Source organism: Bradyrhizobium sp. PSBB068 (genome assembly GCA_016839165.1).
Lineage (GTDB): Bacteria > Pseudomonadota > Alphaproteobacteria > Rhizobiales > Xanthobacteraceae > Bradyrhizobium.
Genome location: CP069300.1, coordinates 3,933,693 through 3,951,646, shown reverse-complemented (window position 1 = coordinate 3,951,646; position 17,954 = coordinate 3,933,693). Strand labels below are relative to the sequence as shown.

Annotated in this window: 17 protein-coding genes; 14 read left to right on the top strand and 3 right to left on the bottom strand. The window is 64.4% G+C overall.

Translation table 11 applies throughout. The annotated features are described in order from the left end of the window. Positions 1-96: 96 nt before the first annotated feature. Positions 97-738, top strand: a complete 642-nt coding sequence (locus JQ507_18295; protein ID QRI66969.1) for a hypothetical protein — start codon at positions 97-99, stop codon at positions 736-738. A 1-nt stretch (position 739) separates the two neighbouring features. Here the strand turns inward: JQ507_18295 and hemB are convergent, their stop codons facing one another. Further along, positions 740-1,804 (bottom strand): porphobilinogen synthase, encoded by a 1,065-nt coding sequence (gene hemB, locus JQ507_18290; protein ID QRI66968.1) that lies wholly within the window; start codon positions 1,802-1,804, stop codon positions 740-742. Positions 1,805-1,988: 184 nt separating this feature from the next. Between hemB and JQ507_18285 the strand changes: the two genes are divergently transcribed. From JQ507_18285 to JQ507_18270, 4 genes are all read left to right on the top strand, one after another. Next, a complete protein-coding gene (locus JQ507_18285; protein QRI66967.1) occupies positions 1,989-2,450 on the top strand; it encodes a hypothetical protein in 462 nt (153 codons plus the stop codon). Between the two features lie 658 nt (positions 2,451-3,108). Further along, the gene (locus JQ507_18280) at positions 3,109-3,627 is read left to right on the top strand and encodes a winged helix-turn-helix transcriptional regulator (protein ID QRI66966.1); all 519 of its coding nucleotides are present in this window, start codon (positions 3,109-3,111) and stop codon (positions 3,625-3,627) included. Positions 3,628-3,827: 200 nt separating this feature from the next. Further along, the gene (locus tag JQ507_18275) at positions 3,828-4,058 is read left to right on the top strand and encodes a hypothetical protein (GenBank protein QRI66965.1); all 231 of its coding nucleotides are present in this window, start codon (positions 3,828-3,830) and stop codon (positions 4,056-4,058) included. 20 nt (positions 4,059-4,078) lie between these two features. Beyond that, a complete protein-coding gene (locus JQ507_18270; protein ID QRI66964.1) occupies positions 4,079-4,300 on the top strand; it encodes a hypothetical protein in 222 nt (73 codons plus the stop codon). A gap of 56 nt (positions 4,301-4,356) precedes the next feature. Here the strand turns inward: JQ507_18270 and JQ507_18265 are convergent, their stop codons facing one another. After that, the gene (locus JQ507_18265; protein QRI66963.1) at positions 4,357-5,289 is read right to left on the bottom strand and encodes a hypothetical protein; all 933 of its coding nucleotides are present in this window, start codon (positions 5,287-5,289) and stop codon (positions 4,357-4,359) included. A 102-nt stretch (positions 5,290-5,391) separates the two neighbouring features. Here JQ507_18265 and JQ507_18260 point away from each other — a divergent pair, with 102 nt between their 5' ends. The 8 genes from JQ507_18260 to JQ507_18225 all read left to right on the top strand — a co-directional run bounded on the left by JQ507_18260 (position 5,392) and on the right by JQ507_18225 (position 13,456). Continuing rightward, positions 5,392-5,670, top strand: coding sequence for a metal/formaldehyde-sensitive transcriptional repressor (locus tag JQ507_18260; GenBank protein ID QRI66962.1), 279 nt, complete (start codon positions 5,392-5,394; stop codon positions 5,668-5,670). A gap of 15 nt (positions 5,671-5,685) precedes the next feature. Continuing rightward, on the top strand, positions 5,686-6,948 hold the full coding sequence (gene dmeF, locus JQ507_18255; protein QRI66961.1) for a CDF family Co(II)/Ni(II) efflux transporter DmeF: 1,263 nt from the start codon (positions 5,686-5,688) through the stop codon (positions 6,946-6,948). A gap of 384 nt (positions 6,949-7,332) precedes the next feature. Then, positions 7,333-8,286, top strand: coding sequence for a tripartite tricarboxylate transporter substrate binding protein (locus tag JQ507_18250; GenBank protein QRI73399.1), 954 nt, complete (start codon positions 7,333-7,335; stop codon positions 8,284-8,286). Then, positions 8,283-8,771, top strand: a complete 489-nt coding sequence (locus tag JQ507_18245; protein ID QRI66960.1) for a tripartite tricarboxylate transporter TctB family protein — start codon at positions 8,283-8,285, stop codon at positions 8,769-8,771. The genes JQ507_18250 and JQ507_18245 overlap by 4 nt, the downstream gene beginning before the upstream one ends. Continuing rightward, positions 8,771-10,270: a tripartite tricarboxylate transporter permease gene (locus tag JQ507_18240; GenBank protein ID QRI66959.1), complete on the top strand. Its 1,500-nt coding sequence runs from the start codon at positions 8,771-8,773 to the stop codon at positions 10,268-10,270. Before JQ507_18245 ends, JQ507_18240 begins: the two co-directional genes overlap by 1 nt. 121 nt (positions 10,271-10,391) lie before the next feature. Continuing rightward, positions 10,392-10,673, top strand: a complete 282-nt coding sequence (locus tag JQ507_18235) for a hypothetical protein (protein ID QRI66958.1) — start codon at positions 10,392-10,394, stop codon at positions 10,671-10,673. 132 nt (positions 10,674-10,805) lie between these two features. Then, complete coding sequence (locus tag JQ507_18230) at positions 10,806-11,189, top strand: DUF2946 domain-containing protein (protein QRI66957.1); 384 nt, start codon at positions 10,806-10,808, stop codon at positions 11,187-11,189. A 53-nt stretch (positions 11,190-11,242) separates the two neighbouring features. After that, the gene (locus JQ507_18225; protein ID QRI66956.1) at positions 11,243-13,456 is read left to right on the top strand and encodes a TonB-dependent receptor; all 2,214 of its coding nucleotides are present in this window, start codon (positions 11,243-11,245) and stop codon (positions 13,454-13,456) included. A 236-nt stretch (positions 13,457-13,692) separates the two neighbouring features. Here JQ507_18225 and JQ507_18220 read toward each other — a convergent pair whose 3' ends face one another. Further along, positions 13,693-15,972 (bottom strand): TonB-dependent siderophore receptor, encoded by a 2,280-nt coding sequence (locus JQ507_18220; GenBank protein QRI66955.1) that lies wholly within the window; start codon positions 15,970-15,972, stop codon positions 13,693-13,695. Positions 15,973-16,598: 626 nt separating this feature from the next. On the opposite strand from JQ507_18220, the gene JQ507_18215 reads away from it, so the two are divergent. Further along, positions 16,599-17,900 carry a serine hydroxymethyltransferase gene (locus tag JQ507_18215; protein QRI66954.1) on the top strand — a complete coding sequence of 434 codons (1,302 nt, stop codon included), beginning with the start codon at positions 16,599-16,601 and terminating at the stop codon, positions 17,898-17,900. Positions 17,901-17,954 lie beyond the last annotated feature (54 nt).

The following is a 17,954-nucleotide window of genomic DNA, read 5'->3' as shown; positions in this document are numbered from 1 at the left end:
TGGGCGAACATTAACTAGCCGAAATATTCCGGCGATTCGGCGGCCATAGGCGGTCGCGGAACGTGTATGTTGCGTACGGCAAGCCGAGAGGAACCCATGAGCACACGGATCGGGCTGCGCTGCAGGTGCGGAGAGGTTTTCGGTGTCGTCTCGAACCCGTCGCCCCAATCGGCCAATCGCGTGACCTGTTACTGCGACGACTGCCAGGCGTTCATGCACCAGCTAGGCCGCGCCGATCTGCTCGACGCACATGGCGGCACCGACATCGTCCAGATCGCGCCGTCGTCGCTGAGTTTCGTGCAGGGCCAGGACAAGATTGCGGGCGTGCGGCTGACGCCGAAGGGCCTGTTCCGCTGGCACACGACGTGCTGCAACACGCCGGTCGGCAATACGCTAAGGCCATCGGTCCCGTTCGTCGGAATTGTCGCGCAGGCGTTCGACGGCGGCGCGCTGCGCGCCGATGAAGCGTTCGGCAAGCCGATCGGCGCGATCCAAGGGAAATACGCGGTCGGCGAGGCGCCAAAGGGCTCGACCGGATTGAACCTGGGGCTGATCGCGCGCGCCATTGGCAGGGTGCTGGGCTGGCGCCTGCGCGGAAAGGCGTGGCCGCATCCGTTCTTCAGGCGCGAGACCGGTGAGCCGATCTATCCGCTAACCGTGCTGTCGCAGCAGCAGCGCGACGCCCTGCGTCCGCTGTGCGGCCCGCATCCGACAGCACCGGCCGCGGGCCAGACCTAGTCTAGGATTCCGCCTTGATCTTCTCGGCGGCCTTCGGCGCGAAATAGGTCAGGATGCCGTCGGCGCCGGCGCGCTTGAAGCCGACCAGACTTTCCATCATGGCGCGCTCGCCGTCGATCCAGCCATTGGCGGCGGCGCCCGCGATCATCGCGTATTCGCCGGACACCTGGTACACGAAGGTCGGCATCGCGAAATGGTCCTTCACGCGGCGGACGATGTCGAGATAGGGCATGCCGGGTTTGACCATCACCATGTCGGCGCCCTCGGCGATGTCGAGTTCGACCTCGCGCAGCGCCTCGTCGGAATTGGCGCTGTCCATCTGGTAGGTGCGCTTGTCGCCGGTCAGCGTCTTGGCCGAGCCGATCGCGTCGCGGAACGGGCCGTAGAACGCGGAGGCGTATTTCGCGGCATACGACATGATCTGCACGTCGCCGAAGCCGTTGTCGTCGAGCGCCTCGCGGATCGCGCCGATGCGGCCGTCCATCATGTCCGACGGCGCGATCACGTCGCAGCCGGCCTCGGCCTGGGTCAGCGCCTGCTTGACCAGCACCGCGACCGTCTCGTCGTTGAGGATCTTGCCATCCTCGATCAGTCCGTCATGGCCATGGCTGGTGAAGGGATCGAGCGCGACGTCGCAGAGCACGCCGATGTCGGGAAACTCTTTCTTGATCGCGCGCACCGCCTGGCAGACCAGATTGTCGGGATTGAGCGCCTCCGAGCCTTGCTCGTCGCGCAACGCCGGCTCGGTGAAGGGAAACAGTGCGATGCAGGGGATGTTGAGTTTTGCGGCGCGCTCGGCGTCGCGCACGATCTGGTCGACGGTGAGCCGGTCGACGCCGGGCATCGAGGCCACCGGCGTGCGGGTGTTATGGCCATCGACCACGAACATCGGCCAGATCAGGTCGTCGGTGGTCAGCACGTTCTCGCGCACCAGCCGGCGCGCCCATTCCGACTTGCGATTGCGGCGCATGCGGATCGCAAGGTCCAGCGAGGGCGAGGCGAGGGCATCGGTCTGGCGCCGCGGCGTGTCGCGCAATTCGATCGGGCGCCCGAATTTGATCGCCATGTTGTCTTCTCCCCGGGGACGGCTGGTCTGGACCTGATATAAGTCTACTCCTAGCATCTCGCAGGGGCGCCGTCATTGCGCCCCAAGCGACCTTGATTTGCCGCAACGGCAATTGATTTTGCGTCCCCGGCGGGCCAAGACTGCGCCATGAACCCCATTTTGCAGCTGCCATGCGGCGATTCGGATGTCTGACACCTCGACACGCGATCAGGCCCGGGACAACGCCATCTCGGTGAGCGCGATCTCGTCGGACCGGATCGAGCCGGACGACAATGCGTGGACGCGGCGTCTCGTCATCTTCCTGCGCATCATGGCCGTCGTTTCGGTCGCCAAGGGCCTCTATCACTGGGCCCAGGTGACCGGCTTCGTCGGCGGCGAGGAGGAGGCCTTCGAGAACCAGTCGATGGCCTGGCAGACCGCCACGATCTATTTTGCCGTCATCGAGCTCGTCGCCGCTGTCGGCCTCTGGCTCGCGACGCCGTGGGGCGCCGTGGTCTGGCTGACCACCGTGGTGTCGATGGCGGTCATCGAGCTGATGTTTCCTGCCATCTATGGCGGCAGCCTCACCGTGGTCGGGCTCGAGGCCGTGATGCTTGCGGCCTATCTCGCGCTGGCCTGGATGTCGGCGCGCGAACGCCCGCCATAGCCCACGCACCACGCCGGCCTGATGCTGTTGCCCGGCTGCGACAGGGCGACAGATTGCAGTCGGCGGCCGCCGATTCAAGACAGTCGTGCCCGCAACGAGAAGACAGCTTCGCCGGTTCTGCAGGTGGACGCGACAGAGATCGCATCCCTATCGAGGCGCCCCGTCCCGGGAGCACTCCACGGGACCTGCCGTCGGGATCCATTGCTCCGGATCTTGGTGCGTGTGCCGACCGGCTTTGCGCGGGCCGACGGCGGAACCGGTCTCACCCGCAGCCGATGCTGGCGGCTTGCGCGTATCGCGCGCGTCCCGCCGCGATGCGCTCCGATAAAATTTTCAAAGAATTTTCCGGTAACCGATCGGTCACCGTAAAGGGTTCCCTCACACTCGTTACGCCGTCGTTTCGAATTCAGACGATGCTGTTTCCGAATGTGACAGGAGGCGCAGACGAAGCGTGAACAGCAGCCTCGCACCGTCAATGAAAAGTTGCGAAAAGCCCTTGATCCATGGGCTTAATCCACGATTCACTGTCTTAAATTCATGATCTCTTTATTCTCTTATTTAAGCGGATATTCAAACGGCCCCCTTACGTTGGACCTATCAGGCGGGACACAAGTTTCGTCGAATAAAGTCGATAAAAACGACAAACAGGGGAAGTGTCATGATGAAAGCCGTTGCGACAACGGCGGCGGATGCCGCTGATCGCGCTACCGGTCAAGCTCCGGTGCAGCCGCTCTATCTCGAAGCCCTGACTTTGGTGGAGCGGCTGCATCGCCGGCTCCTCGACGTCATCAAGGACGAATTCGATCGTCGCGGCCGCGCCGACATCAACTCGGTGCAGGCACTGCTCCTGTACAATATCGGTGACAAGGAACTGACCGCCGGCGAGTTGCGCACCCGAGGCTACTATCTCGGCTCCAACGTCTCCTACAATCTGAAGAAGCTCGTCGAGCTAGGCTTCCTCGATCATCAGCGCTCGCGCGTCGATCGCCGCTCGGTGCGTATCCGTCTGACCCCGCAGGGCCAGGAAGTCCGCAAGATCGTCGATGCGCTCTATCAGAAGCACGTCAAGACGGTGGAGCAGGTCGGTGGCATCTCGAACGAGGAGTTCGCGAGCCTCAACAAGTCACTGCATCGCCTCGAGCGCTTCTGGACCGACCAGATCCTGTATCGCCTCTGAGCTTTCCTCTTTTCGCCTGATGGCCAAGCCGGCCGCTTGAGAAGACCGGCAGCCTCCCTCCAGTTCAGTTCTTGCTCTCAACGCATCGGTCATGCCCGGCCGATGCGTTTTTCATGCTGCATGTGCGAAAATATATCGGCCCAGTGAGGAACCAACGTGTTCCCCGTGCTTTATCCCGTCTCCCAACAGAGAGACAGGACATGCTGGTCGAGCGCGGGATTGAGGCGCTGAATGTCGAGGTGGTCGGTGACGCCTACGCGATCGCCTCGAACTATCTGCGCAAATCCGGCGCCATTCCTGACACTTTCGCCACCAATGAGCGCCTGCTCGGCATCATCGTGAAGCTGTTCCAGCGCGGTGAGCAGAACCGGCTCCGCCTCGCCAACAAGGCGATCGCGAAGTTCGAGGCCGAGACGCTGGTGGTCGCCTGAGCGTCAACCCGGAGACTTCAATGGAAGCCGCTATCGATCGCATCATGCAGACATACGATCTGCTGCTCAATCGCACGTCCGCCGCAAGCGACGAAGCGCGGGCGAAGGTGACGGAGTACGTGCAGACGCTGTTCGAGGCGGGCGAGCGCGATACCCATCGGTTGACGGTGTGCGGGCTGACCTATCTGCGCCAGCTCGACGGCAGCACCGACCATGTCAAGGCCGGCTATACCGGGCTGTAGGTGGCACGGGCGCGCCTCCGGTCATGATCGGACGGCGCCCCAGCCGCGGACTGCTGTCACCATGCGGTTTGGTTGTTCGCGGGGTGATCCTTCAACAGCGGCTTGCCGAACAGCGACGGCACGAGGTCGTCCAGGAAAAGCAGTAGTTGTGCCCGGAAGCCCGGGCCGGTCCCGCCGAGGCGATTGAGCGGGATGATCGCTTCCGCCGAGGCCTGCCATGTGACTGCCACATAGGCGATGCCGGGATTTGCAGTTGCTGCCGTCTGTTGGCCGCGAGGGCTATCGAACCTGAACTCGACAAGCGGCACCCATTGGTTCAGCGGCTCCTCCCTGGGCGGTCCGCCGTTGAAGCGGCTCGTCAGGTAGAGGGTGCTGTACTGGATCGAGAAACCCCAATGCAGCGTTTCGACGGCCGGCGAGGGCACGGTGTTGAAGCCACCAGTCACGAGATTGGGTGCGAGTGCCATGCCGCCGGTGCCGATCGGGACTTCATCGACGACGGCGGCGGTGACGGCGAATGGCCGTAGCCACGCAAGCGAGTCGGGCAGGTCGCCGAACCCCTTGCCGAAGAAGATGCCCGGCTGGATCGTGTCGGGAGCATCGGCACCGATCGCGACCGAGCCGGAGTGACCGATGCCCCACGCGAGTCCGATCGAGATCAGCGCCTCGTGACGGTTGTCGCGATAGGCCTCGTATTTGAGACCGATGCTGGTCTTGTCGAAACCCGAGGTGCGGCCGGTCGGCCAGGTCTGATGGACCCAGGCGCTGTCGATCGTGAAGGCGAGCGTCGGCGTGAGCAGGCGGGCAAAGGACGCGTTGATCCGGTTCTCGACGGCGTCGCTGCCCTGTGCCGGATAACCGAGATAGTTGAAGTTCGGCAGGATCAGCTCGTCAGCGACGGCGGGGTCGTCGAAGGTCATGGTGCCGGCGAAATAGCGGTTGCCGGCGATGCCGTGCGCCTGCGCGGACTGCGTCCAAAGCATCGGCAAGAGCAGCAGCGCTCGACTCCGAAGCGGTATCGACTTCACGAACATGCGCCCGCCCGCATTTGCAGCTTGATCAATATAGGGTACCCCCCTATACTAGATGTCATGTCGCACACCATCAAGCACAAATCCAAGCTCATCGGCCGCATCCGGCGCATCAAGGGGCAGATCGAGGCGGTCGAGCGCGCGCTGGAATCCGAGATCGGTTGCGCCGACGTGCTGATGCTCGTCGCATCGGTGCGAGGTGCCGTGAATGGACTGACGGCCGAGCTTCTCGAAGATCACATTCGCCATCACGTCGTCGATCCGGCGCATGAAAAAGACGCGGAGCGAGCCAGAGGCGCCGCCGACCTGATCGACATCGTACGGACATACCTGAAGTAGCGAACGAGGATTACTATGAGCGATGCCAGTGGCGCGGCCTTTCCGGGTCTTCACAGCCATGTTTTCCTTTCTGGTGACCACCAGAAAAGCGAACGCAAAACCTGGGCGGTGATCTGGCTCTGCAGCGCGATGATGATCGCCGAAATTGTCGGCGGTTGGTTGTTTGGATCGATTGCGCTGGTTGCTGACGGACTTCACATGAGCACCCATGCGGGTGCCCTGTTGCTCGCGGCGCTTGCTTATACCTATGCCCGGAAATATGCCGATGATCCGCGGTTCAGCTTTGGGACCGGCAAGCTCGGAGATCTAGCCGGGTTCACCAGCGCTATTATCCTGGCGATGATCGCGCTGTTGATCGGCTATGAAGCGGTCAGCCGCCTCTTTGCCCCGGTTCCGATCCATTTCGCCGAAGCGATACCTGTTGCGGTCCTCGGCCTTGCCGTCAACGTCGCCAGCGCGTGGCTGCTCAGTGGCGGAGACCATCATCATGACCACGGACATGGACACGGACACCACGCCCATCATGATGAAGAGGAGAGCCATCGGCTTGCAACCGGTGAGGGTGATGTGGTCCTCGAGGTGTTCGAGGACGGTGTGCCGCCGCGCTTCCGGCTTCGTGCAGAAGGTGCCACTGTGCTTCGCGCCGCGACTGTTTCGATCGAGACCGTGCGTCCGGACGGCGCCCGGCAAATCTTTGCGCTCAGGGATTGCGGCGACTACCTCGAATCCATTGATGAGATTCCCGAGCCGCACGCTTTCAGCGCCAACGTCAGGCTTGGCGAGCAGACCTACCCCGTACAATTCGAGGAGCATGAGCACGCGCATGGATCGACGGCGCGAGATCACAACATGCGTGCCGCTGTCATCCATGTTCTGGCGGATGCCGCGGTATCGGTGCTGGTCATCGCCGGCCTTCTGCTTGCGCGCGCCTTCGGCTGGCTCTGGATGGACCCGTTGGCGGGACTTATCGGCGCGTTCGTGATTGCCAGCTGGTCGTTCGGCCTCATTCGCGACACCGGTGCTATCCTGCTCGACATGAATCCCGATCGTCGCATGGCTGACAACCTCAAGCGTTCGATCGAGAATGATGGCGATCGGCTCACGGACCTTCACCTCTGGCGACTGGGGCCCGGTCATCTCGGGGCCATCCTCTCCGTGGTGACTGCGACGGAGCGGAGTGAGCAATACTACCGGGCCAAGGTGGCGCGGTTCCGGTCGCTCTCGCACCTGACCATTGAAGTCAGACGCATCGATCCGTCGGCAACAGGCGTTGCTTGATTTCGCTTCGAGCAAAACACGGCACCTTCAGGCTGCGCCGGCAGTCCGCGTGAGCGCATGAAGCGTGGCATGGCGCGGACAAGGTCTCGGACTGCCCGGTCCGCGCAGACATCTCTCACCATTGGTAAAGCTGAACCGCTGGCAATCGAGCGGAGGTGCGCTTGCCACCAAGGTGCGACAATTTGCGCGCGCGCTCGCGCGTCGTCCGTCTTGCCGAAATCTGTGGCGAATGGTCGCTAAGGGCGACCAGACCTCGCACCGTCGAGCGATTCCTTTAGGAGGTTCGCTTCCCGGTTGACGCTTGCGCCACGTGACCGGATGCGGCCAATGATCAATCGGCTGCCTCTCCAAAATCCAGGAGGAAGCCCCATGATCTCGTCCCGCATGCGCCTGTTCGGCGCGGTCGTCGCGCTGCTTGTCGGGGTAGGTGGTGCGGCCTCCGCGCAGCAGCTCGAGCTCAAGCTGATGGCGCCGGCTGCGCCCGGCGGCGGCTGGGATCAGACCGCGCGTTCGATGCAGCAGGCGCTGGTCGCGGCCGGTGTCGCGCGCAGCGTCCAGGTCACCAACGTTCCCGGCGCTGGCGGCAGCGTCGGCATCGCGCAATTCGTCAACGGCGCCAAGGGCGACGGCAGCCAGATGATGGTCAACGGCTTCGTCATGGTGGGCGCGCTCGCCATGAACAAGTCGCCGGTGACGCTGGACCAGGTGACGCCGATCGCACGCCTCACCGAGGAGATTCAGGTCATCGTGGTGCCGGCCAATTCGCCGCTGAAGACGGCGCAGGATCTCGCCGCGGCGGTCAAGGCCGACATCGCCAAGGTGACCTTTGCGGGCGGCTCGGCCGGCGGCGTCGATCATGTGATGGCGGCGCTGTTCGCGGGCACGGTCGGCGCCGATGCCAAGAAGATCAACTACATTCCGTTCTCCGGCGGCGGTGAGTCGCTTGCCGCGATTCTCGGCGGTAAGGTCACGGCCGGCATTTCCGGTCTCAGCGAATACGAGGGCCAGATCAAGGCCGGCAAGCTGCGCGCGCTCGGCCTGACCTCGGCGCAGCGCCTGCCCGGCGTCGACATCCCGACCTTCAAGGAGCAGGGCATCGATCTCGTGCTCGCGAACTGGCGCTCGGTGGTCGCACCTCCCGGCATCTCGCCGGAGCAGCGCAAGGTGCTGAGCGACGCCGTCGAGAAGATGGTGAAGTCCGACGCCTGGAAGGAGATCCTGAAGCAGAAGGGCTGGGATGACGCCTATCTTGGCGGCGATGCCTTCGCCGATTTCCTGAAGACGGAGATCGCGCGTGTCACCGAGGTGCTGAAGTCGGTCGGCCTCGTCAAGTCATGACATCGGACAGCGCTCCCGAGCAAGCCAGCCGGCGCATCGACCGCGCCGGCGTCGTGATTGCGGCCGCGCTGGCTGTGCTCGCAGCCGTGCTGGTGTGGGATGCAAGCAAGCTGCCGTCCACCACGATGTACGGCATGGGGCCGGAGGCGATGCCGGTCGTCATCGCGATCGGTCTCGTCATCCTGGCGGTCGGCAATCTGATCGATGCGCTGCGCGGCACATTGCCGGCGCGGGAGAGCATGGATCCGAAGCCGGTGTGGCTGATCATCTGCGGCCTTGCGCTGCTGATCGCCATCATCGGCTGCGGTGGCGGCTTCATCCTCGCCACCTCGGCGCTGTTCGTCACCACATCGGCCGCGTTCGGCCGCCGCGCTGTCGCGGCCGACACGGTGATCGCGCTCGTGATCACGACACTGATTTATCTGGCATTCGACAAGCTGTTGACGCTGAGCCTTCCCGCCGGCCCGCTGGAGCGACTGCTGTGATGGACACGTTCGCCGCGCTGGCGCATGGCATGGCGGTCGCCATGCAGCCGATGAATCTGCTCTACGCCCTGATCGGCGTGTTCCTGGGCACCGCGGTCGGCGTGTTGCCGGGCATCGGACCGGCGCTGACGGTCGCGCTGCTGCTGCCGGTGACCTACAAGCTCGATCCCGGCGGCTCGCTGATCATGTTCGCCGGCATCTACTACGGCGGCATGTATGGCGGATCGACCACCGCGATCCTGATCAACACCCCGGGCGAGAGCGCCTCGATGGCGACCGCGCTCGAGGGCAACAAGATGGCCAAGGCCGGCCGCGGTGGCCCGGCGCTGGCGACCTCGGCGATCGGCTCGTTCGTGGCCGGCACCATTGCCACCATCGGCCTCGCGTTCCTCGCGCCATGGCTGGTCGACTTCGCCGTCAGGTTCGGGCCCGAGGATTATTTCGCGCTGATGTGCGTCGCCTTCGTCACGGTGTCGGCGACCTTCGGCGACTCGCCGGTCCGCGGGCTGACCAGCCTGTTCATTGGACTGACGCTCGGCCTTGTCGGCATCGACAAGCTCACCGGGCAGGCGCGGCTTGCCTTCGGCATCCCTGAACTGCTCGACGGCGTCGAGGTGACGACGCTTGCGGTCGGCCTGTTCGCGGTGGGGGAGGCGCTCTATGTCGCCTCGCGCCGCCATCATGCCGAGGAGAAGCTCGAGGCGGTGCGCGGCTCGTTGTGGATGACGCGCGAGGATTGGCGGCGGTCGTGGATGCCGTGGTTGCGCGGCACGCTGTTCGGCTTTCCGATCGGCGCGCTGCCGGCCGGCGGCGCCGAGATCCCGACCTTCCTGTCCTATTCCACCGAGCGGCGGCTGACCAAACATCCGGAGGAGTTCGGCAAGGGCGCGATCGAGGGTGTCGCGGGGCCGGAGGCCGCCAACAATGCGTCGGCCGCCGGCACGCTGGTGCCGCTGCTGACGCTCGGGCTGCCGACCTCGGCCACCGCGGCGATGATGCTGGCGGGCTTCCAGCAATACGGCCTCAACCCGGGGCCGCTGCTGTTCGCCGAGCGGCCGGACCTGGTGTGGGGCCTGATCGCGAGCCTGTTCATCGCCAACGGCATGCTGCTGGTGCTCAACCTGCCGCTGGTGGGCTTGTGGGTACGGCTGCTCGCGATCCCGCAGCCCTGGCTCTATGCCGGCATCCTGGTGTTCGCGACCATGGGCACGATCGCGGCCAAGCCGTCGGTCGTCGAATTGTCGATGCTGGCGGCGTTCGGCGTGATGGGCTTTCTGATGCGGCGGTTCGATTTCCCGATCGCGCCGGTCGTGATCGGATTGATCCTCGGACCGATCGCCGAGAGCCAGCTGCGCCGCGCGCTCGCGATCAGCCTCGGCGATCCGATGGTGCTGCTGCAAAGCCCGATGTCGGCAACGCTGCTCGGCATTGCGGTGATCGCGTTGCTCGCGCCGTTCGTTCTCAAGGGACTCGGGCGGTTCAAGGCCAACGAGGATTAGGCCACGGCTCGACGCTGCCAAACATTCGCGTGATCCGGAAATATCCGGACCGCAGTCCCGGTCTTCCGTTCAGCAACGTAGATGCCTCGCCCGCGCGAGGCTCGATCAAGGCGGCTGAACAATGAGGACCACATACCTTCTGGCGGCGGTCCTGCTGATGCCAACGCTCGCGATCCAGGCCATTGCCCACGAACGAACCGGCAAGGGCAGCGATCGCGCGCATGTCGGCAGCGGGCTGACAATCGGCGGCGGATTGCAAGGTGACGGGATCGTCGGTCGTCAGATCGCGGCGCCGCCATGGAGTGCGGCCTGCATGAATGACGTAGGCCCACAACGATGCGACGAGCCGATGTGGGTCTATGGCAGCCCGGACTATGTCGCACAGTTCAGGAGTGCATTCTGACGTCGGTCCCGCGGCCGATGGGACAATCGGTCATATGGCCCGCCTGCAACACCCCCGCACGATCGGTTGAATCCGCCGTCGCCGCGTTTTGACTCGCCGATGCGCTGTGATACGCGTGAGGCGGGGTATGACATGAGGCGGTTCGTTCTCAGGCAGCGTGTGGGCAGGGCGGCGGCATTTGTCGCGGCCTATGCGCTTGTCCTCAACGTCATCCTCTCGAGTCTGCTCGTCGCCGGCATATCGCCTGCAGCCGCCGCAGCCGGCCAGATCCTCTGCATCAACAGCGCCGATCCCGGCGTGGCCCATGATGACGCCGGCAAGAGCGGGCGCGGCGGCGCGATCCACTGTCCGCTGTGCATCGGTCATCACGTCACCGGCGCGCTACCGCCGCCGGCGTTCGCGTTTGGAGCGCGGCTGCCGATCGCGCTCACGACGGTCCGTGCATTCGAGGTGCGGTTCGTCGCACGTTTCCGATCCTATGATCATCAATCCCGCGGGCCTCCGACACTGACCTGACCGCCGGCGCTTCGGCGCCCCTTCGTTCGTCAGATCAAATCCGGAGTCCTGTCATGTCATCCGCATCCGCGCGGCTGCGCGCCTGTGCGCTCGCCGGCGCTGCCGCAGCATTCATTTCGCCTGCCAACGCTCAATCCACATCGCAATCGACGCTGCCGTCCGTCACGGTGGACGCGCCCCGGCCACGGCGCGACGCATCGGTGCGTCCGCAGCGGCGCGCCGCGCGTAGCGCGCCGGCGCGGGCCGCGCGCGGTCCTGCCGCCCCGGCGCAAGCGGCCGCGGGGGAGGGCGGCGGCACCCGTGCCGCACTCGCCGTGCTGTCGGCGCAGCAGGCGCTCAAGGAGATCAACAACACGCCCGGCGGCGTCGCGCTGGTGCCGGCCGAGGCCTATCGCAACTCCACCGTGGCCAACACGATCAAGGACATCCTCGATTATGTCCCTGGCGTGTTCGCGCAGCCGAAATGGGGCGACGATACGCGGCTGTCGATCCGCGGCTCCGGCCTGTCGCGCAATTTCCATCTGCGCGGCATCCAGCTCTACATGGACGGCATTCCGATCAACACTTCGGACGGCTACGGCGATTTCCAGGAGGTCGACCCGACCGCCTATAAATATGTCGAGGTCTACAAGGGCGGCAACGCGCTGCAGTTCGGCGCCAATTCACTCGGCGGCGCGATCAATTTCGTCACGCCGACCGGGCGCGATCCGAATCCGAACGGCGCATCGTTCGACTTCGGCGCCTTCAACACCAGGCGGCTGCAGGTCAATGCCGGCGGCGCGAACGGGCCGTGGGATGGCTTCGCCACCGCGTCCACGCAGGCCTCCGACGGCTTCCGCGATCACAGTTTCGGCTCGAGCAACAAGCTCAGCGCCAATGTCGGCTACCAGATCTCGCCCGACGTCGAGACGAGGTTTTACCTGAACGCCAACGAGGTGCGCCAGCGCATCCCGGGCAGCGTCGACCGGACGACGGCGCTGACGTCACCGACCACGGCGGCCGCCGTCAATGTCGCCAATGATTGGCAGCGCAACATCGACACGGTGCGGATCGCCAACAAGACGACTATCCGCCTCGACGACACCCAGCTCGAATTCGGAGCCTTCGGCGTCGACCGGCATTTGATGCATCCGATCTTCCAGTGGCTCGACTATCGCTACAAGGACTATGGCGGCTTCGCGAAGCTGACCGACGATCGCGTCATCGGCGGCTTCCACAACCGGTTGATCGCCGGCGTCAACATCCTCAACGGCACCATCGATGCCCAGCAATTCGTCAATGTCGGCGGCTTCAAGGGCGCGCAGACGTCGTCATTGCGGCAGACGCCGGAGAACTATTCGGCATTCGCGGAGAATTCGTTCTACTTCCTGCCCAACGTCGCCTTCGTCGCCGGTACGCAATACCTGTTCGCGGTGCGCGACCAGCACGTCAACTTCTCGACCAATGGCGACCTCAACGGCCGCAGCAGTTTCAGCCTGTGGAGCCCCAAGACCGGCCTGCTCTGGCAGGTCGATCCGAGCTGGCAGGTGTTCGGCAACGTCTCGCGCAGCGCGGAGGTACCGAGCTTCGGCGAGAGCGTCAGCCCGAATTTCCTCAATCCGTCCCTGCCGAACATCCCGTTCTTTTCGATCAAGCCGCAGACCGCGACGACCTATGAGGTCGGCACCCGCATGAAGCGGCCGGACTACGCCTGGGAGGTCACGCTCTATCGCTCCGAGATCGACAACGAGCTGCTGTGTCTCTACAGCGCGTTCGGCAATTGCAACGTCACCAACGCCAACAAGACGGTGCACCAGGGGATCGAGGCCGGCGCGGGCGCGGCGATTTTCCGCGACATCTTCGTGAGCGGAGCGGCGCCGGACAAGATCTGGCTCAACATCGCCTATACGCTGAACGATTTCCGCTTCGACAATGATCCGGTGTTCGGCAACAACCAGCTGCCGGGCGCGCCGCGCCAATTCGTGCGGGCCGAGCTGCTCTACAAGCATCCGACCGGGCTTTATGCCGGACCCAATCTGGAATGGGTGCCGCAGGCCTATTTCGTCGACAGCGCCAACACGCTGATGACGTCGGCTTACGCGATCTGGGGCTTCAAGGCGGGATTCGACAATGGCGGTCCGGTGTCGGGCTATGTCGAGGCACGCAATATCGCCAACAAGGCCTATATCGCGAGCGCCAGCATCATCGACCGTGCCAATGCGGCGTCACCGCTGTTCGAGCCGGGAACGGGCAGGGCGTTCTATGCCGGGCTGCGCTATCGATGGTGAGAGGACGCCGATCGGCATCCGTCGGAGACCTTGCATGTAAAAGGCCCGCTCCGGGGCTCGCATTTCGGAGCGGGCCAGTCTGGGCGCGGCAAAGCGTTGCCGCGGCGCGAACCTAGCGCGGCATGCTGACACCACCCTGACGGCGGTCAAAAAGCCGCGGTGAAACCAGAGAGGCGACTGAACGCCGCCTCCCTGGCTCGATGATGGTTTTGTGAACGGAACGCCTTGCGGCGTGCTCACCATTTGTAGGCGAGGCTCGCCGTAATGCGCCGGCGATCACCGTAGTAGCAGGAGCCGATCGTGGCGCAGCTTGCGACGTAGATCTTGTCGGTGACGTTCACGACATTGAGCGCGGCGCGCCAATTGTTGTCCCATTCATAGTGCAGAGCGAGGTCGCCGAGCACGACCCCCGGAACGCGCGCGGTGTTCGCGGTATCGGCGAACGATGAGCCGACATAGCGCACGCCGCCGCCGAAGCCGAAGCCGGTGAGCGGGCCCTCGCGGAAGGTGTAGTCGGTCCAGACCGAGGCGAGCTCCCGCGGCGCGTTGGTGGGCACGGTGCCGATCAGCGCGGGATTGAGATCCTTGCTGACGAACAGCTCGTAATTGGTGTAGCTCGCCACCAGCTTGAAATCGCGCGTGATGTTGGCGACCGCCTCGAGCTCGACACCGCGCGAGGTGACCTCGCCGTTCTGGGTCTGGAACAGCGTATTGTTCGGGTCCGTCGTCAGGGCGTTCTTGCGCTTGAGATCGAAATAAGCGACGCCAAACCGCGCATTGAGTCCGACCGGCTCGTACTTCACGCCGATTTCGGTCTGCTCGGAGGTTTCCGGCAGCAGCAATTGGCCGGCGGCCGTGGTGCCGATCACCGGATTGTAGCCGGTCATGTAGGAGACGTAGGGCGCGACGCCGCTGTCGAAATTGTAGATCGCGCCGACGCGTCCGGAGAACTTGCTGTCGTCGCGGGCCTGATCGGCGCCGATCCGGTTGTTGTTGGTGAGATCGACAAAGTCCTGGCGACCCGACAGCACGACGGTGAGGCGGTCGAGCTTGACCTGATCCTGCAGATAGAGCCCGGCCATGCCCTGGGTGAGATAGGCGTTCTGATACAGCGCGCCGGTGAATGGCGTGTTGTTGCCGTAGACCGGATTGAGCGCGTTGAGGTTGGTGCCCATGCCGAAGCCCTGGCGATCGTCGATGCCGTAATATTTCAGGTCGACGCCGACCAGCGCGGTGTGCTGCAGCGCGCCGGTCGCGAAGCGATATTCGAGCTGATTGTCGAGGTTGAGCTGGGTGGCGATGCCGCGGGTGTAGAAATTGCCGCGCATGATGTCGGCCGCAGCAGGCGTCGTCGCATAGCCGAGCCCGTAGAGGCCGGCATAGTAGACATCGACATGAGCCATGCGCGCGTTCTGGCGGAAGTCGATGTTGTCGGTCACGCTCTTCTGGAACTGGTAGCCGACCATCTGCTGGTCGCGGCGGAACTGGTCGACACCGGGATCGCCGGAGAACAGGCTGGTCGGAATTTTGCCGAACGGCGCGTTGGTGACGGTGCCGACATAGGGCAGGAAGTTCTCGGCCCTCGTATTGCTGTGCGAGGCCATGCCGAACACGGTGAGGCTGGTGTCGGCGTCGGGCCGCCAGGTCACCGACGGGGCGAAGAAGAAATTGTTGTCGTAGACGTAGTCGGTCTGGGTGCCGCCGCCCTGGGCTTGGCCGACCAGGCGATACTGCACCTGCCCGCCGCCGGGCTGTGCCGTCGCGCCGCCGATGTCGAACTGGGTATAGGCGTTGCCGAAATTATTGACGCCGGTCTCGATGTAGCGAATGGGCTCGGCTGACGGCAGCTTGCTCACCGCGTTGACGAGCCCGCCCGGCGCCGAGCCGCCATACAGGATACCGGAGGGACCGCGCAGCACCTCGACGCGCTCGAGGTTGAAGGGTTGCAGCTTCCAGCTGGCATAGGAGGTGTAGAACATCTGCAGGCCGTCAAGGAACAGCGACTCGTTCTGCGCGGGGAAGCCGCGGATCATGAACCAGTCGTTGCGGAAATCGGCGCCATAGGTGCCGCCGATCACGCCCGGCGTGTAGCGCAGCACCTCATCGAACTTGCCGACGATCTTCTGGTCGCGGATCTGTTCGGCGCTGATCACTGTCACCGATTGCGGGGTCTGGACGATCGGCGTGCTGGTCTTGGTGCCGGTTGAACTCTGTCGTGCCAGATAGCCGGTGACCGGACCGTTGGCGCGCTCGTGTCCGGCCCCTCCGCCGGCAGCTGGCTGCGCGGCTTGTGGCTGTGCTCCCACTGGCGCGGTCGTGGCGCGGCGCGCGGCGCTCCGCGCGCGGGTGGTCCGCTGCGAAGGCTGCTGCGATCGCGCCGCTTGCCGGTGCGGGGGCGCATCGACCGTCACGGACGGCAATTGCGTCTGCGCAAAGACCTCGTCCGCACTGGCAACCGAAAGCATCACCAAAGCCGAAGCAGCAAACCGCTGCGGCCGAATCCATCCGTCCGTCATTCAACGCCCCCGAAGAGAATTTTCTCCGGCGTCGTTATCACGGTGATTTTCGCAAACAGCCCGCGCGCGCTTAGAAGCTATCGAAGCCGTGCGTAAAGCGCGCGGGTGTGACTGAGCGACAACGGAGTACGACGGGCAATTGCACGCGTCGCGTGAGACGTTTGAATCGATCAAGTGTCGAACGATTCAAGAATCGAACGATTCAAAATTCGTGGCGCGTGTCGTCGTCTCGTGACTCGATACATCGCGATTGAACGCGCGACGATCGAGAGCGTCGCAAGTTGCGCGATTCTGTTCTCGCGAAGTGCGGGGCAACGAATGCCTCCAGCCTCGCCCATGTGTGATCGGGAAGGGGCCGGTCACGGTCCATTCGACGGTCGCGGCTTGCCGCGCCAGCCGGCTGGAACCGGGACCGGCGGCGACCGGGATCGGGACGACCGGGCCGGGCGCCGGGAGGAGTCGCAATCCCCGCCATCCCCACCATATCTGGCATAATTGACCGCCGGGGACCGCAAGCGCTTGGCCATTTTGGGGTGATGTGATAACCCTCTGAGACCAGCTTCGACCGCCACTCGTGACCGTCCGCACCCAAAGTAAAGGCTTGCGGCGTTGGAGATATTTCGCCGATGACCTCATCCTCCAAGACCGCTTCCGCGCCCGATTCCTTCTTCACGGCGACCCTTGCCGAGGCCGATCCCGAGATCGCCGCCGCGATCAAGGGCGAGCTCGGCCGGCAGCGCCATGAGATCGAGCTGATCGCCTCCGAGAACATCGTCAGCCGCGCCGTGCTGGAGGCGCAGGGCTCGGTGATGACCAACAAATACGCGGAAGGTTATCCGGGCGCGCGGTACTATGGCGGTTGCGAGTGGGTCGACGTCGCGGAGAACCTCGCGATCGAGCGCGCCAAGAAGCTGTTCGGCGCCGGCTTTGCCAACGTGCAGCCGAACTCCGGCAGCCAGATGAACCAGGCGGTGTTTCTGGCGCTGCTGCAGCCGGGCGACACCTTCATGGGTCTCGACCTCGCCGCCGGCGGCCATCTCACCCACGGCTCGCCGGTCAATATGTCCGGCAAATGGTTCAAGGCCGCGCACTACACTGTGCGCCGCGAGGACCAGATCATCGACATGGACGAAGTCCAGAAGCAGGCCGAGCAGGTCAAGCCGAAGCTGATCGTCGCCGGCGGCTCGGCCTATTCGCGTGCCTGGGACTTCAAGCGCTTCCGCGAGATCGCCGACTCGGTCGGCGCGTATCTCCTGGTCGACATGGCGCATTTCGCAGGCCTCGTCGCCGGCGGCGTGCATGCCTCGCCGGTGCCGCACGCCCACGTCACCACCACCACGACGCACAAGTCGCTGCGTGGTCCGCGCGGCGGCCTGATCCTCACCAATGACGAGACGCTCGCCAAGAAGCTGAACTCGGCGATCTTCCCGGGTCTGCAGGGCGGCCCGCTGATGCACGTGATCGCGGCCAAGGCGGTGGCGTTCGCCGAGGCGCTGCGGCCCGACTTCAAGGTCTACGCCAAGAACGTGGTCGAGAACGCCAAGGCGCTGGCCGAGACGCTGCGCAGCCACGGCCTCGACATCGTCTCCGGCGGCACCGACAACCATCTGATGCTGGTCGACCTCCGGCCGAAGGGGTTGAAGGGCAACATCTCCGAGAAGGCGCTGGTGCGCGCCGCCATCACTTGCAACAAGAACGGCATCCCGTTCGATCCCGAAAAGCCGTTCGTGACCTCGGGCCTGCGTCTCGGTACGCCGGCCGCGACCACCCGCGGCTTCGGCGTTGCCGAGTTCAAGCAGGTCGGCGGCATGATCGCCGAAGTGCTGAACGCGCTGGCGCAATCGCCGGACGGCAAGGCGCCGCTGGTCGAGGCCGCGATCAAGGAGCGCGTCAAGGCGCTGACCGATCGCTTCCCGATCTACCAGTAAGTAAAGGAGCGCATGATCCGGAAAAGTGGATACCGGTTTTCCGAATAGATCATG

Bases quoted from the DNA above. Each gene is read 5' to 3' on its own strand.
- JQ507_18295 (QRI66969.1), top strand. From the start codon at position 97: ATGAGCACACGGATCGGGCTGCGCTGCAGGTGCGGAGAGGTTTTCGGT.
- hemB (QRI66968.1), bottom strand. From the start codon at position 1,804: ATGGCGATCAAATTCGGGCGCCCGATCGAATTGCGCGACACGCCGCGG.
- JQ507_18285 (QRI66967.1), top strand. From the start codon at position 1,989: ATGTCTGACACCTCGACACGCGATCAGGCCCGGGACAACGCCATCTCG.
- JQ507_18280 (QRI66966.1), top strand. From the start codon at position 3,109: ATGATGAAAGCCGTTGCGACAACGGCGGCGGATGCCGCTGATCGCGCT.
- JQ507_18275 (QRI66965.1), top strand. From the start codon at position 3,828: ATGCTGGTCGAGCGCGGGATTGAGGCGCTGAATGTCGAGGTGGTCGGT.
- JQ507_18270 (QRI66964.1), top strand. From the start codon at position 4,079: ATGGAAGCCGCTATCGATCGCATCATGCAGACATACGATCTGCTGCTC.
- JQ507_18260 (QRI66962.1), top strand. From the start codon at position 5,392: ATGTCGCACACCATCAAGCACAAATCCAAGCTCATCGGCCGCATCCGG.
- dmeF (QRI66961.1), top strand. From the start codon at position 5,686: ATGAGCGATGCCAGTGGCGCGGCCTTTCCGGGTCTTCACAGCCATGTT.
- JQ507_18250 (QRI73399.1), top strand. From the start codon at position 7,333: ATGCGCCTGTTCGGCGCGGTCGTCGCGCTGCTTGTCGGGGTAGGTGGT.
- JQ507_18245 (QRI66960.1), top strand. From the start codon at position 8,283: ATGACATCGGACAGCGCTCCCGAGCAAGCCAGCCGGCGCATCGACCGC.
- JQ507_18240 (QRI66959.1), top strand. From the start codon at position 8,771: ATGGACACGTTCGCCGCGCTGGCGCATGGCATGGCGGTCGCCATGCAG.
- JQ507_18235 (QRI66958.1), top strand. From the start codon at position 10,392: ATGAGGACCACATACCTTCTGGCGGCGGTCCTGCTGATGCCAACGCTC.
- JQ507_18230 (QRI66957.1), top strand. From the start codon at position 10,806: ATGAGGCGGTTCGTTCTCAGGCAGCGTGTGGGCAGGGCGGCGGCATTT.
- JQ507_18225 (QRI66956.1), top strand. From the start codon at position 11,243: ATGTCATCCGCATCCGCGCGGCTGCGCGCCTGTGCGCTCGCCGGCGCT.
- JQ507_18220 (QRI66955.1), bottom strand. From the start codon at position 15,972: ATGACGGACGGATGGATTCGGCCGCAGCGGTTTGCTGCTTCGGCTTTG.
- JQ507_18215 (QRI66954.1), top strand. From the start codon at position 16,599: ATGACCTCATCCTCCAAGACCGCTTCCGCGCCCGATTCCTTCTTCACG.